Origin of the sequence: Pseudoalteromonas sp. Of7M-16 (assembly GCF_022347805.1) — a bacterium.
GTDB lineage: Bacteria > Pseudomonadota > Gammaproteobacteria > Enterobacterales > Alteromonadaceae > Pseudoalteromonas > Pseudoalteromonas luteoviolacea_F.
In genome coordinates, this window is record NZ_JAKRFY010000001.1 from 356,027 (window position 1) to 369,394 (window position 13,368).

A 13,368-nucleotide genomic window follows, 5' to 3' on the forward strand; every position below is an offset into this window, starting at 1 on the left:
ATCAATAAATCATTGCAATAAAACGCACTTTTCAAGCCGCGAAACAACCTCTTGATGTCTTAAACTGACAGTAATAAAATCAAGAAATAACAATAATACGAGCGGTTTTATTCATGGAAAGAATGTTCATCCAATTGTTCAGCATATCTTTGATTTTGTTCATCAGTAGCTGTGCAATCCCCCCCTCCCAAACCGTAGAACAAACGCCACAAAACTTGAAAGAAGCGGTTTTAAGACTTCAATCTACGCTACCGCCTGAGGACTTAGCCGCACTGAAAAATACTACAGAACAAGACCTTGCTAAGTATCACCATGGCTTTGGAGCTGGCCTCAGAAACTCACTGGGCCTTTGGTCTAAGTCGGCGCTCGCTCAATGGTTTGCACAGCGTGATATTCGTCACCCTGACAATATGAGCAGTATTATTATCAAAAGCTTACATCGCGAACTTAATGGTCTTCCATGGGAAGTTGATAAGCAGCTCCACACCTATCAAATATCTCAGCAAGAGATTGAAATTCTTCATAAAAAGCACCTTTTACAGGAACAAAAAAGATACGCTAGGCGACAGTCGGCCATGCTGGGGTGGCAATGGAAAACACATCAAGCCCCCAAAGCTTTGCTACCCAAGCAGCCAACTAATAAAGATATCTGGGGGCTCGAGCCCTATGGCAATGGTTTTATTGTCACAGTCAAAGGCTGGAGAAAAACTCATAAAAATATATGGCATGATGGGGTTTATTTTATATCCGCAAAGTCAACACAGCTCTCGCCAGTCACGGTTCAAGGTTGCCCAGAAATTTACGATGTTATTGTGCGTGGAAATCAGGCCCAATGGCTATGTAAAGAAAATAACCAGTGGTCAATTATCACAACCGAACCTACAACACCTTCGACACATCAGGCGCTGCACTTACCCACTCAATTTGACTGGTTGCGGCTGGGTAAAAGTAAAACAGGATTGCTCATTATTTCTCAAGATGCCATTTATACCTTGAATTCAGACAAACTAGCTCTACTATTTCAAGCTAATTCAAGTACTCGGCAATATCCTGAGTTCGACTCCGACGGCTATGGAAACCAACAAGCTAGTGAATTTTTCTTTCCGCAAAGAAGCGCAACACCGCTGTTGTTCAACAATGCTGTTTATTTTCAGGTAGAAGATACTGGTAATGAAACCGACTTATACCGGCTTAAGTTAACAGAAATGGATCTCGAAAGTGCAAATAAGTTCTTTGTGCATAAATACATTGGCAGGCGAGCTGTCAACATCAGCGATGTAGCCGTTGATAACCACGACAACCTTTGGATAGGCACGCCAAACAATGGAACATTGGTCAAGCTCGACAAAAGTGGCAATACAAAGTTTGCCTCTATTTTCAACAGTCTAGATCCTCAAAAAAACCATCACCACGGAACACCAAATACATTGGCAGGCGCTCTTACCCACAAGTGCCATATTGATTTCGGATGAAGCTATGTATTTAGCCTCTTCCAATGGCATAGTATCAGTAAAAAATAATGAGATAACGCCCGTTGTTTATTTTGATTACCCACAGGGCATGGACAGAGTCCCTTACACAGCGGATCCTCAATATGGCTACCATATAAAACCACAGCGACTGGGTAAATTTAACGATGGCAGTTTTATCCTCGGAGATCGATTTGATGGTGTATATTTGTTGATGAAAAATGGCTCATCCTACGATTTTTATTTACCCGAAATGACAAAAAAAGCCTATCTTATAGGCCGTAACTAACTTTATAGTTGGCGCTTTTGCTAATGTACTTAGATAGCTTGCTAAAGAAGTATAGAAATTGTTTTACCTGTGGCTGATGTATAAGATTATTGCCATACTGAGTTGGTGGTCTCTGTGACCACCTCTTTAGGCTCAGTCTCTGCTCGGCTTTTTACTATTTAAAGGCTTAAACCTATTAAGTTCACTTACATCTTCGCTTCATAGGTTTTATCAACCACCTCTACTGAGATATTATTATTGTTAAAGTTCCCGACAATACGTTTAAAAACAAGCCCTTCTTCACGAATAAAGCGAATGAATGCACGGGTATAATTAGGAACGACTGTCGCAATCGTATTATCATATGGGATATGCATAAAACCTGATTGGAAAATTATCTGCGCATCTTTGAAATATACAAACCCCTGGCGCTTTGCTGACATATTTTCCAAAATATAAAATTGTGCACCTTGAATGACTTGCTCATGTTCAATTTGTTTAAACTTAAAGTTTTCAATATGTGGTGCAAATGGACCATATGCTTTGATAGCAGAAATGCTATATGCATCTGCCAATATTTCGATCCCCTGTTCAACCAGTACTTTCACCCCTCTAATTTGACCTAGGTGAGGATGAGTAATAAAAGCTGACGTAATACGTTTGGTGGGAAATTGCTGCTTGATTAAATTCAGAGTCTGCCGGGCAACACGTTCGCTCGGACTTGCTCCAAATAGAGTGATCTCATCTCCATTCACTTGAAATACACTGTTATGTCGCGCTGAAGAATCAGTCACAACATACAAGTTCTCAGCAATTTTGGTCGCCTGCCTCACCCCATCCCCGGCTTTAATGATAGGCCCATACCCAGCTGGCAATGTAAGTTTATCGGAGTCGATTTTATCTATCACATAAAAATCAGCATTGAAGCTAATATAGGTAGGAGAAGAATCGCCAGTGTAATATTTATTTACTTCAGTCGCTAACGTAAAGCCATTGATGGTTTGCACATTATTATATTCAAACCGACCGCCGCCCTCACCCTGATCAAGAGATTTTAAGCGCAGTGTTGTAGCATCAAACACATACTTAATCGTCTTTTGATTGGCGTTTTGATGTGTGATCAAAAACGTGTTGGCTTCATTGTTATAAGTTACTTTTACATGCTTTTTTATTTCGCTTTCTCGCAATAGAGGTCTGATGGCCAAAAAGTCTACATTGCTCAGTGTATAAGGTAAGGCACGATCGAAATTATCCATCCCCCTTGAGATCACCCCTTTCCCTATAGTCGACGCATTTTTTTCGTAAAAATAGCTATGTGTATCATTTTGAAACTGTACTCTGTCATATAGTCTGCCTCCGGCAAAGTATAAGATATCATTGTCATAAAAGTGCTTATTGACCATGTCGACATCGATTGATCTGATTGACATATGCCGGTTAGGTGTTTGCATATCCCAATAGTTTTGACTTCTATAAACATTATTCAGAAAGTGATATCGCAAAGAAAACGCATCAATTGAAAGTGTGTTTTGGTACTTTGCTTTTATTTCATTGATCACCGCTTCAGTGCCTTTTGCGTAGGCTGGTTGCACAAACCAAACCATCAAGACAATTAGACTAAATCGTAAATACACGTGACGCTCCTTTTATTTCACAAAGAGATGGACATAACTGCAACAAAGTCGGTGCCCTATTAATGTGATGAAATGTCAGCAATGTAAAACGCTAAGCTTAAGAATTTACAAAAGTTTACGAACGGGGAAAGTAAAAATGGGCGCCGCAACCCGGCCCCCACAAGTGTGAGTCGCTAGCAAAACCCATGGCTTAGCTAGCGAGTTAAAACAAGTTAAAGTGCTTTTTTCTTTGTCACTTTATTTTTATGTCCCAAGATACGAATTGACCAACTCTCTAAGGTACCTGGCTTTACATTATTCTCGACAGACTGTACTTGTCGGCCTGTATCAAAATCGAATGTCGAAAAAGACATAGGCTCATTGCTCATATCAGTGACGTGGATTTTCCACTCACCAGTACCTGCATTTGCCTTTTCATCCCAAAATTTATAGCTCAGCATCAAATGATCGTTGTAACCATCGGCACTGCCAGGTGACTGCTCAGGCAGGTTAAGGTGCTGACCAATTAAATTATTAAATGGTGACATAACAATACTGCGTGTACCACTTGGTGACTCTAATTCCACTTTTATATCAGAAATACGAGCATGTTTGGCATTTAGGCGGATCTGAACACCTTCAATAAACAAGTCATCATCAACCTGGATTGACGCAGTTGTAGTGCGCGATGCATCATCGTGGATCATTGCATTTACCGTATTACCTAAACCATACCAAGGTGTTTTTACCAACTCTGATGGCAAGTCTTCAATGGCAAAGCGACGCACTAACTCTGTCGCTTTATCCACATCCAATAAACCAAACCCATAGTAAGGAGAAAAAGTATGCCCCGCCGCATTGGTTGACCAGCCCTCGAGGCCAGTGATGCCATTAACTTGAATATCTGCTCGAGTTGGATCTACCTTGGTTGCAGTGCGCGCCAACAAGTGACGAATATCACGCGGAGTAAGGTCATGGTTTTGTTGCTCAGCCGCTGATAACAACAGCGCAATAGCACCTGATGCATTTGGCGCTGCAGACGACGTACCATTCATTCGTACTGTAAAATCATCATGTTCTGAGCAGTCAAAATTCGCATCAACATGTTCAATGATCCAGTCACATGAAATACGGGTGGTTGCGTGTCCGGGCGTACCTCTGTCTAACCCACCAGGCGCGGTGAGAAATACGTTACTACCCACTGTTGAATAACTAGATAGCACACCATCGGCACTTAGCGCGCTCACGGCGAGGTTCCAAAAGTTAGCTGGTGTATAGAGTGAGTTACCATTGGTCCAAGGCAATCCATAGTTATCTCCGACAGGAAAACTATAGCCGTAGAACGACAGGCCCTGCTCTGAAAAATAATGAATGCGAGAAGCAAGATAAGAATTACCCGCAGCCTGCACATAAACAGCTGTGCGCGGATCTTCTTTAGTCGACAAGGTCACCGTCTCATAGATTTTTTCCTGTTCGGGCTGACTAAAGAGCAGTACGTCATTACCTTGCGCATCTTTAACTGTTTTAGAAAAAGTATACGGTAAGCTAACAGATGGGCTCATACCATAACTTTTATTGAATACACGAATTCTATCAGCCGTCGTGTTGTCAAATTGATTACCATCAAAGCCGTGACTTACTTTCCAATGCTCATGACTGTCAAATGTTCCACCGAAATTGGTAAATGCAGCAATTTGCGCAAGTGGTGCAACACCTCGAACACCTATATTATTTTGAGCGGCTGCGATAATCCCAGCGACCATGGTGCCATGATCGCCACCAATTGTCGGCTGAGCATCTATTGCTGGATCATCAATGGCGTTGGCGGCCAGATCCGCATGACCCAGATCAACGCCAGAATCAATCACAGCGACAAGCACATCTTGGCCTTTATGCCCCCAAATATGCGTTTGCCATAAATTCAAATCGATACCCGACTGCGTATTGCTTATGGCGCCTGAATTAAGCAGATTCCACTGCAGTGCCAACATGGGATCACCATTTGGATCAAGCCAACGGTGCTCATAATCCCTATCCGTTGTTGCCAATGCATTCACTGAAAGTAGCGCAGAAACGAGACCTGCAAGATATTGTTTTTTTATTTTCATAACAAGTTCCTTTTATGGGTTCAATTTATTTCTAGCATTCTGACTTTCAACTTGTCAATAAAAATACACACCTTATTCTCCTAACTTTAACAAAATAGTATTTAAAACGACCTAAATCCCGCTAAAAAAGCGAAGGCTAAGAAAAGTAGATAATCATTGAAAGTGGCGAGGAAATAACAATTAGGTCATCGTTGAGCTAAGGTTGGAAACGATTGAGAATAGAAAAACGAAATTAAAATGAGGCTGTTTAATTGCCTGAAAGACCCCCTCTGAAATTGGGTTTTGTGATCATATTCTAGAAACTAAAGCTATAGCTGATAAGTAACAACCCACAATAGGTACCTTTAGGGGTACATATGAACAGGTTGTCACTGTATATTAAAATGAGATCAACGACTCTGACCCCATTGATTTAAAGGGTTTAAAAATCTAAGACTTTAGTAACAAAGCACTTTTGAGGTAAAGCACCTCTTTGCATTTCAATTTTTACTCTATCACCCTCTGAAATAGCAGAGGCAATATTCACCACTTTTTCAAGTGTGTCCGGCTCGTCATAGGTAACAACATTACTCATAAAACATCTGAATTGACGGCCATTGCTATCTGTTGCAGTGATTGATAAATGATTTGCGCTCACGTTCATGGAAAAAGTACCTGACTGACTGTGATTAACTACAACTTCAGCGACATCAATCGTGACAGAGCCATAATTTTGCTCAGAAATTGTAACCTCAGCAGCAGATGCAAGGTTTGCTGACATGCCTAATGCAAAAACAGATGCGCCTAAAAATTTATTTATTGCTTTCATTGTATATTATTCCTTTATACATATATTAACGTTACCCCTTAAAATTAAGGGAAATAAAAAAGCCATTAAACGTTCCTAATTAAGGAATATATCAACATTATTTTTTAATACAACCACAAAAAACGAATTAAAAACACACAAAATATATTAAATCAATTATCTTACGCACCAAAAAACAAACACTCCTTTAAATGCAATAACTTACAAAAATCAACATCGTGGATTATTGACATTAAATTAATTAAATAAAATGGAAGGGCTTAATAAGAAAGTAGATTTCAAATAAAAAACTTAGAATTTTAAAGCGACTTACGAAATTGAACAAATGCCTTTTTAAAATTAAATACTAGATAAGATAAAAAAGAATGTCTCTCACTGCCCAAAAAGGGCAATTTTCATCACCTTGTACTTGTCCACAATCATTGCACATTTCAATGCTGGAATACCTGCGGTCAGAAAAAATTTATTTTAATGGCTTTCCCAGTAACTAAATATCTGGTTGTTACGTGTTGCCTTACTTCACTATAAAAATATTGAAAAGGGCGGTACCCCCAGAGCGTATCTAAAACAGCACATTGAGTAAAAAAATGAATATAACCTCAGCAGAGCCACAGCTAGTTCACCCTTTGGGTCAACACATTATTGTCGATATATTCGACGCCTCAAATTTAATGGGCGAGCAAAACATCGAGGACATGATGATTAACTGCGCCAACGCTGCAAACGCCACGATCCTGAAAACCCATGTGCACCCTTTTGAAATTAACGGCGGTGTATCTGGCATGATTATTTTGGCTGAGAGTCATATTTCTATTCACACTTGGCCGGAGTACAACTTTGCAGCCATGGACATTTTTATGTGTGGTGATGCACAACCCCAGCTGTGCCTGCCCGTGATAGAACAGTATTTTCAACCGGGTAAAATGGTAGTCAATGACTTCACTAGAGGCGGCTCCATCAGTCGCTTGGGAGAGTTCCAACCACTTTTGCACAACAAATTACAAGCAACCTCAATAACCGCATAACAAAACGGAGTATTCAAGCACATGACTAAAATTAATTGGCATTATGAGCAAATGACAAGTGGTATTCACATTGCACTTCGTTCAGAAAAAGATTTGGTAGATGTGGAAACAGAATTTCAAGACGTCAGTATTTTTGAGACCCGCCACCTTGGTAAAGTAATGCGCATTGACGATGGTATTCAGGTAACGACAAAAGGCGAACACATCTATCACGAAATGATGGCTCACGTTCCTATTATTTTTCATAACCGTGTTAAAAACGTGCTCATTGTCGGCGGTGGTGACGGTGGCAGTGCACGTGAAGTACTAAAACACCTCAGTGTTGAAAAAGTGGTCATGGTGGATATTGATGAGCAAATTATCCAATTGAGCCGTAAATTTTTGCCCGAAATAAACAATGGCGCCTTTGATGATCCAAGATTTGAGTTGCGCATTGGCGATGGCGCTGACATTATCTCCCAATACAATGATTGTTTTGATCTGATCATTTTAGACGCAGCGGACCCCGATGGCGGTGCATCGGAAACCTTATTCACTCAGTCATTTTTTGCCAATTGCTTAACCGCATTAAAAGCTGAAGGTATTTTAGTCGCACAAGGTGGTACGCCTTATTTCGAACCTTATATGATGCAGTCCATGGTGTCGCGTTTAACTCAAGCATTTAACAACCCTGCTGGCATATACATGGGCGGCTGCTACGACTATTTTGGCGGCTCCCACGCATTTATTTGGGCTACTCGAAATGGCAGCATTAATACGCTGCCACTAGAAACGCTAGAATCACGTGTTGCTACAGCGAATATTCAAACTAAATACTACTCACCTGAGGCACACTTTGGTGCTTTTTTCTTGTCAAAAGACATGCGAGAGCATGTAGATCAAGCTGTTAAATGCGAAAACGTGGACACACTGTCGATGCCTGAAGCCGGTGATTGGGACGATTACACGCCAGAGACATCAAATAACAGCAACGATCAATAGTCGCGTATTCAATATGCCACTTGGGCATAAGCATATTTAAAGAAGTCACTGATACGGAGGTTGGTACCGTGCCAGTGGCTTATTAGCTCTAAGCTCAACTCACTTTCTTGAACTCTGTTTGATACATATAGATACAGCATAAAGCGATGAAATCATTATATAAACGATTTGAAAAAATAGGCCAAAAAGACTCTTTTGACAGCCAGTTATACCAAGCTAAACACAATCTTTTATTTATTCAGCAGTGCTCAAAAGAGTTTTCCAGTTGGATAGCTATCGCATTCGTCATTGCCTTATTCGGCGGGATTTTACAAATTGTGACCTATGATTTTTTAGGCTCGTTAGTCGATTGGTTAGATAATGCAGGCAATCAATCACAACTCAACGACAAAGGGCATGATTTAATCTTCATTGCTATTGCGATTGCCGTTGTTATTCCGACTATTACCCTGATTAAGAATCTTGTTTTTCATCAGTTGCTCGGCCCAAACTTACAAAAAAATACCATCATTAAGCTATACCGAACATTAATAGGCACACCGGCGAGCTACCACGAAGAGGACGATCCGGGGGCTACAGCCATTGTGATTGTCGATACGTCCGAAGCCATCATTGATGTGGTTTTACAGTTTTGTGGTTTCGCTGGCTTTATCTTGGCTTTTATTGGCGCGCTACTTGTTTACGTGGGCAATATCGATGGATGGCTTACCGTCCCATTCCTTATTTGGACTGGCCTGTTTTTAGTATTATTGATGGGGCAATGGATCCCCAAAGCCAAAACAACTAACCGTCTAGAAGCTGAGAGTTGCGCCGAAATAACCGGTAAATTCACAGAACGCTTTGCGCGTATTCGAACAGTGAAAATGTTATCTAATAAAGAATACGAACAAAAATTCGCTGAAAAATGGGCCTCTCGACATCGCAGAGTCGTCGCGAAGGAATATCGAGTTTTTTCAAGTTTTGCCTCTGTGGTAGGTTTACTCAACGGATTGTTACTTGTTGGGACAGGCGGGATGTGCTTAAAGCTATGGATGGAGGGCACGCTCTCAATCGGCGAGTTTTCCATGGTCTTAGCGTTAGTCTATCGGGTAATATCCCTCTCAGAATGGTGCCAAGATGAGTTTGACGCCTTTTTTGTTTCTTGGGGCCAAGTGACCGTCGGCAGAGAGCTGATCAATGAGTTTCTTGAAGAAGTAGAGCTCATCGAAGAGGAGGGAAATTTCCATGCTGCAAGAGGCAAAATTACGTTTAAAAATGTCGAGTTTGCCTATGAAAACAAAGCACCATTATTCACTGACTTCTCTTTAAAAATAAAAGCGGGTGAAAAAGTCGGGATCATCGGCCCTTCTGGTTCCGGTAAGTCTTCTTTGCTCAATATGCTCTCTGGTATTGATGAAATTGAAGAAGGAGCCATTTATATTGATGGTAAAAATATCGAAGACTATTCAACCGAAAGCATCTGTAGTGAAATAAGTTTTTTAAATCAAGATATTGGTCTTTTTAATCAGAGTATTTTTGAGAACGTCGCTTTTGGCTTAAATAACGTGAGCAAGGCATCGGTAAGGCATGCTCTTGACATGGCCAACGCCTTAAATTTTGTTGACAGCTATCAAGATGCGCGAGGCCGTCGTGGCTTGTCTGCTTTTATCGGGGAAAATGGCGGACAACTATCTGGCGGTCAACGTCAACGTCTGGCATTTGCCAGAGCAATACTGAGAAATAAAAAAATACTCCTGCTCGATGAAGCAACCAGTGCGCTTGATCCAGCTTTAAAAACTGAGTTTATCGAAACCCTCAAAGTGCTCATGAAGGGGAAAACCGTCATTTCAATCGCCCACTCTTACGATGTACTCACCATGATGGATCGCATTATTGAAATCAAGGACGGTAAAATTGTCAGAGATACAAAACCAGCTGATATCATCTAAATCAATGGGGTCAGAGTTATTGATTGTCTTTTTGCTTTTTGTAACTTTCTGACCTTCTATCGCCGCCACGGGGCAAAGGAGTCGAGCGTCTACCTGACAACATTTCTATATGTTGCTTAAACTGCTTGCTGCCGAGCACCCACATTTTATTTGTCGCTGCGTGAATTTCTGTCAGCGCTTTTGCTGGGATCTCGTCAACAAACAAAGCTCGGTAGTTTGCCTGCCTTTTTTGAGAAGATAAACCCAGAGCCAAATAAACATCATGCTCTGTCAGTAAGCAAATGTTTTTTCCCAATGCGTTATGATGATAACTTGACCAAGTATATTTCGCAGGTTCCGACACCATACCAGCCCTAACTGGGTTCAATTCAATATAGCGACTCACAAGTAAAAAGTACCGCTCAGTATCCACTAACGTCGACTTATAACGCCCTTCCCATAAAGTGCCGGTTCTTTGGTAGGTGGTATTAAAATATCGAACATAATAGCGCCCTAAAGACTGCATTAATTTGCTCGTACCATTTGCCGTTGTTGGAGTCAGCAGTAAATGAACATGATTCGTCATCAAAACATATGCATGAACTTTCACACCATATTCATTAGCATATTGTTTTAGTTTATCTAAATAAACCGTATAGTCTTTTGTATTAACAAACGTCGCTTGTCGGTTGTTGCCTCGCTGAACAACATGCTGCGGTATATGAGGTAGGTTCAATCTTGGTAATCTCGCCATGTTGTCACTAATCCTTTAGCTATTGTGGCTACGGTAATTCATTACTTTTATTCAAAATTTGTGAAGAGTTCAGCGACTCTGACCCCTTTGTTCTTTAATGTCACCTATGCAAATGTGCGTATTTTCGGGTTCATCGCTTCAAATAAAAAGTGGCCAAACAACCCAGCATCAACATCTAAGCGCTCAGAAAGGGTTTTATATTCCTGTCCAAAGCCTTCAAAGTGGAATTGTTTACTGTATTGTTCAGTCAGTTCATTTAATCTGATTGAGCCATTTAACGAAGACGCATTCAAATCAGCATACTGATACGAATCTTTAAGCTGTAAGCCCTCAACAATTCCGCTGTGTAGTTGAGTAAATGCGTCTTTCAATTTCTCGTTACCCGACAGTGCTGTTTCTAAGTCAGTTATCTGCGAGGCAGAAAGCTTGCCACTGTTCAGCTTTAAATCCCCTTCTTTGTCTTGATACAAATCCAAATCACTCAAGTCCAATTTTGGGTTTTTGTTTGCTTGTTCTGTTTTAAACTTCTCAAATTCACTCAGACTTGTCTTCAGTGCTTTGTGAGTTTTTTCCATTGCATCAACATATGCAAGGGTGATTCTTTTTGCCTCGTCTTCAGCCGTTTTAACATCCTCTTTGCTCACACGAACATGTGTTTGCATAGTCACTTTTGCCGAATTTAAAGGCACTTCAAGTTGCAACTGTGAACCTTTCAATTGTTGTTTAAGTGCAGGCTGCTCACCTCGGGTGGGCGCTGGCTGACTAGTAACATTGCGGCTTCGATTAATTTCCATCATTTTGCTCCAATCCTTGATAGCCATATGCGAATAATTAGCTAAATTAAAAAATATTAGAGTATAAAAAATAGCGCAAACTCACACGCTCACAAGAACAATCCGTTTTAGCACAAGTGATGTGATTATTTCTGCGCAAAGCATTATTACAATCATAAAATTATTAAACGACATGCAATTTAACATTACAAATAGAGCAATTTAAATTTCGAATAAAATAATAACAGGTGCATCTAAGTAGATTGTAGAAAGCGCCACAACATCAGCAGTTGTTCAACAAATTTGCATATTAAAAAATTAAAAATTGGACGAAGAGCCAAAGCGATACTACATGACAGCATGACTTTGAGTACCAACCTTTAAAATCAATGGGGTCAGAGTCATTGATTATTTAATCCTAACCTTTTCATCACGACAACAAACTCCTTATTGATAACAGGTTTAAGCTTTTTACACTCCTCTTTGATTGAACGTTACTTTTATATATTATTTTTGATACATTGCCACAAAGCAATTGCAAAACAAGGAACTAGAAAAAGGTTATGGATATTTTAATTGAAGATGGCAATGTGAGAAAGCATAAACAAAAACTGCAGAGCCTTATTTCTAATTCTAAAAAGAGTATTGATATTGCAACAGCATACCTAACTGAGACAGCGCTGCTTGAACAAAAAAAGAATGTAAAAGTTCGGATCCTCACATCAATATCTGCAAATGATATTTTGAGTGGCTCAGTATGTTTGGACGCTATTGCCTTACTATTTAAACAAGGTATCGAAATTCGATTACTAGACCCAGACAATAACCACTTTCACCCTAAAGTTTATATATTCGACCACAACAAGTTTGTTATTACTTCGGCAAACTTCACTCGCAACGCAATGGAAAACAATCTCGAAGTAGGTGTAAGCAGTGACTCCCCTCAAGTTTCTGAGTTAGTAAAGTGGTACGCAAACCTATGGTTCAAAGCCACGCCACTAACAAGCGATATACTTGAAAACTTGATTGGTTTCCAAAGTAAACACCAACAAACAGCGCTAGAAATAAAGAAAATTCAAAACGACTACCATCAATTGAAAATCAATTATCGACAAGCAAAATTTGAACATCACAATTATAAAAAATCTAATTTTTTTATTTGTAATAGCAATCGAAAGTACAGCGAACGAAGCAAAGATGGCAGTTATTTGGATGAGGAATTAATGCTTGCCAGTGAACATGCAATTGCTTGGGAAAGCTACAGATATGTAGATCACATGAAAAGAGTAGTACCTGGCGACATTATCTTTCTTTACGCCAAAAAAACCGGAGTAATTGCAATAGGAGAAGCCCTAGAAAGGGCCAACAAAGTTATCCCCGAGCAAGCGCTTAAAAAGTCTACATCAACAAATGAATGGAGAATACCTGTCAGGTGGCTAACACCTAAAGATGATAGATTCGTGATAGAAATACCAGATCAGGCCGTTCAACCTACATTTCTTGATATCAGCGCTGATAAATATGGCACTTTGAGAGACAAAGTTATGGCTCACTTTGAACATAACTTACAAAAATTGGCATAGTGTTCCCGAAAAAATGCATTACACACAGATCCGAATTCGAAGAACCTGACCGTGCAAAGCTGCTTTTGAACAAAGTAAA

11 protein-coding genes are annotated in these 13,368 nt (G+C 40.1%); 6 read left to right on the plus strand and 5 right to left on the minus strand.

Features of this window, described 5'->3' with window-relative positions:
• The first annotated feature begins 113 nt into the window (after nt 1-113).
• Nucleotides 114-1,472 carry a DUF6794 domain-containing protein gene (locus MHN81_RS01620; protein WP_239424874.1) on the plus strand — a complete coding sequence of 453 codons (1,359 nt, stop codon included), beginning with the start codon at nt 114-116 and terminating at the stop codon, nt 1,470-1,472.
• 4 nt (nt 1,473-1,476) lie between these two features.
• Complete coding sequence (locus MHN81_RS01625; protein WP_239424875.1) at nt 1,477-1,758, plus strand: hypothetical protein; 282 nt, start codon at nt 1,477-1,479, stop codon at nt 1,756-1,758.
• Nucleotides 1,759-1,943: 185 nt separating this feature from the next.
• Here the strand turns inward: MHN81_RS01625 and MHN81_RS01630 are convergent, their stop codons facing one another.
• The 3 genes from MHN81_RS01630 to MHN81_RS01640 form a co-directional block, all read right to left on the minus strand.
• The gene (locus MHN81_RS01630) at nt 1,944-3,371 is read right to left on the minus strand and encodes a hypothetical protein (protein ID WP_239424876.1); all 1,428 of its coding nucleotides are present in this window, start codon (nt 3,369-3,371) and stop codon (nt 1,944-1,946) included.
• 212 nt (nt 3,372-3,583) lie between these two features.
• Nucleotides 3,584-5,458 (minus strand): S8 family serine peptidase, encoded by a 1,875-nt coding sequence (locus MHN81_RS01635; RefSeq protein WP_023400846.1) that lies wholly within the window; start codon nt 5,456-5,458, stop codon nt 3,584-3,586.
• Nucleotides 5,459-5,879: 421 nt separating this feature from the next.
• Nucleotides 5,880-6,266, minus strand: coding sequence for a hypothetical protein (locus MHN81_RS01640; RefSeq protein ID WP_023400845.1), 387 nt, complete (start codon nt 6,264-6,266; stop codon nt 5,880-5,882).
• A gap of 587 nt (nt 6,267-6,853) precedes the next feature.
• Between MHN81_RS01640 and speD the strand changes: the two genes are divergently transcribed.
• The 3 genes from speD to MHN81_RS01655 all read left to right on the plus strand — a co-directional run bounded on the left by speD (nt 6,854) and on the right by MHN81_RS01655 (nt 10,200).
• Nucleotides 6,854-7,291 carry an adenosylmethionine decarboxylase gene (gene speD / locus MHN81_RS01645; RefSeq protein ID WP_023400844.1) on the plus strand — a complete coding sequence of 146 codons (438 nt, stop codon included), beginning with the start codon at nt 6,854-6,856 and terminating at the stop codon, nt 7,289-7,291.
• Between the two features lie 21 nt (nt 7,292-7,312).
• Nucleotides 7,313-8,272 carry a polyamine aminopropyltransferase gene (gene speE, locus MHN81_RS01650; RefSeq protein ID WP_239424877.1) on the plus strand — a complete coding sequence of 320 codons (960 nt, stop codon included), beginning with the start codon at nt 7,313-7,315 and terminating at the stop codon, nt 8,270-8,272.
• A gap of 146 nt (nt 8,273-8,418) precedes the next feature.
• Nucleotides 8,419-10,200: an ABC transporter ATP-binding protein gene (locus MHN81_RS01655; RefSeq protein WP_239424878.1), complete on the plus strand. Its 1,782-nt coding sequence runs from the start codon at nt 8,419-8,421 to the stop codon at nt 10,198-10,200.
• A 16-nt stretch (nt 10,201-10,216) separates the two neighbouring features.
• Here MHN81_RS01655 and MHN81_RS01660 read toward each other — a convergent pair whose 3' ends face one another.
• Both MHN81_RS01660 and MHN81_RS01665 read right to left on the minus strand, forming a co-directional pair.
• Nucleotides 10,217-10,933 carry a transposase gene (locus MHN81_RS01660; protein ID WP_239424879.1) on the minus strand — a complete coding sequence of 239 codons (717 nt, stop codon included), beginning with the start codon at nt 10,931-10,933 and terminating at the stop codon, nt 10,217-10,219.
• Nucleotides 10,934-11,037: 104 nt separating this feature from the next.
• Nucleotides 11,038-11,730, minus strand: coding sequence for a hypothetical protein (locus tag MHN81_RS01665; RefSeq protein ID WP_023400840.1), 693 nt, complete (start codon nt 11,728-11,730; stop codon nt 11,038-11,040).
• A gap of 539 nt (nt 11,731-12,269) precedes the next feature.
• Between MHN81_RS01665 and MHN81_RS01670 the strand changes: the two genes are divergently transcribed.
• The gene (locus MHN81_RS01670) at nt 12,270-13,289 is read left to right on the plus strand and encodes a phospholipase D family protein (RefSeq protein WP_023400839.1); all 1,020 of its coding nucleotides are present in this window, start codon (nt 12,270-12,272) and stop codon (nt 13,287-13,289) included.
• Nucleotides 13,290-13,368: the final 79 nt, after the last annotated feature.

Excerpts from the sequence above, each read along its gene's own strand:
- MHN81_RS01635 (WP_023400846.1), bottom strand. The coding sequence starts at position 5,458 with ATGAAAATAAAAAAACAATATCTTGCAGGTCTCGTTTCTGCGCTACTT.
- MHN81_RS01620 (WP_239424874.1), top strand. The coding sequence starts at position 114 with ATGGAAAGAATGTTCATCCAATTGTTCAGCATATCTTTGATTTTGTTC.
- MHN81_RS01665 (WP_023400840.1), bottom strand. The coding sequence starts at position 11,730 with ATGATGGAAATTAATCGAAGCCGCAATGTTACTAGTCAGCCAGCGCCC.
- speD (WP_023400844.1), top strand. The coding sequence starts at position 6,854 with ATGAATATAACCTCAGCAGAGCCACAGCTAGTTCACCCTTTGGGTCAA.
- MHN81_RS01655 (WP_239424878.1), top strand. The coding sequence starts at position 8,419 with ATGAAATCATTATATAAACGATTTGAAAAAATAGGCCAAAAAGACTCT.
- MHN81_RS01660 (WP_239424879.1), bottom strand. The coding sequence starts at position 10,933 with ATGGCGAGATTACCAAGATTGAACCTACCTCATATACCGCAGCATGTT.
- speE (WP_239424877.1), top strand. The coding sequence starts at position 7,313 with ATGACTAAAATTAATTGGCATTATGAGCAAATGACAAGTGGTATTCAC.
- MHN81_RS01625 (WP_239424875.1), top strand. The coding sequence starts at position 1,477 with ATGTATTTAGCCTCTTCCAATGGCATAGTATCAGTAAAAAATAATGAG.
- MHN81_RS01640 (WP_023400845.1), bottom strand. The coding sequence starts at position 6,266 with ATGAAAGCAATAAATAAATTTTTAGGCGCATCTGTTTTTGCATTAGGC.
- MHN81_RS01670 (WP_023400839.1), top strand. The coding sequence starts at position 12,270 with ATGGATATTTTAATTGAAGATGGCAATGTGAGAAAGCATAAACAAAAA.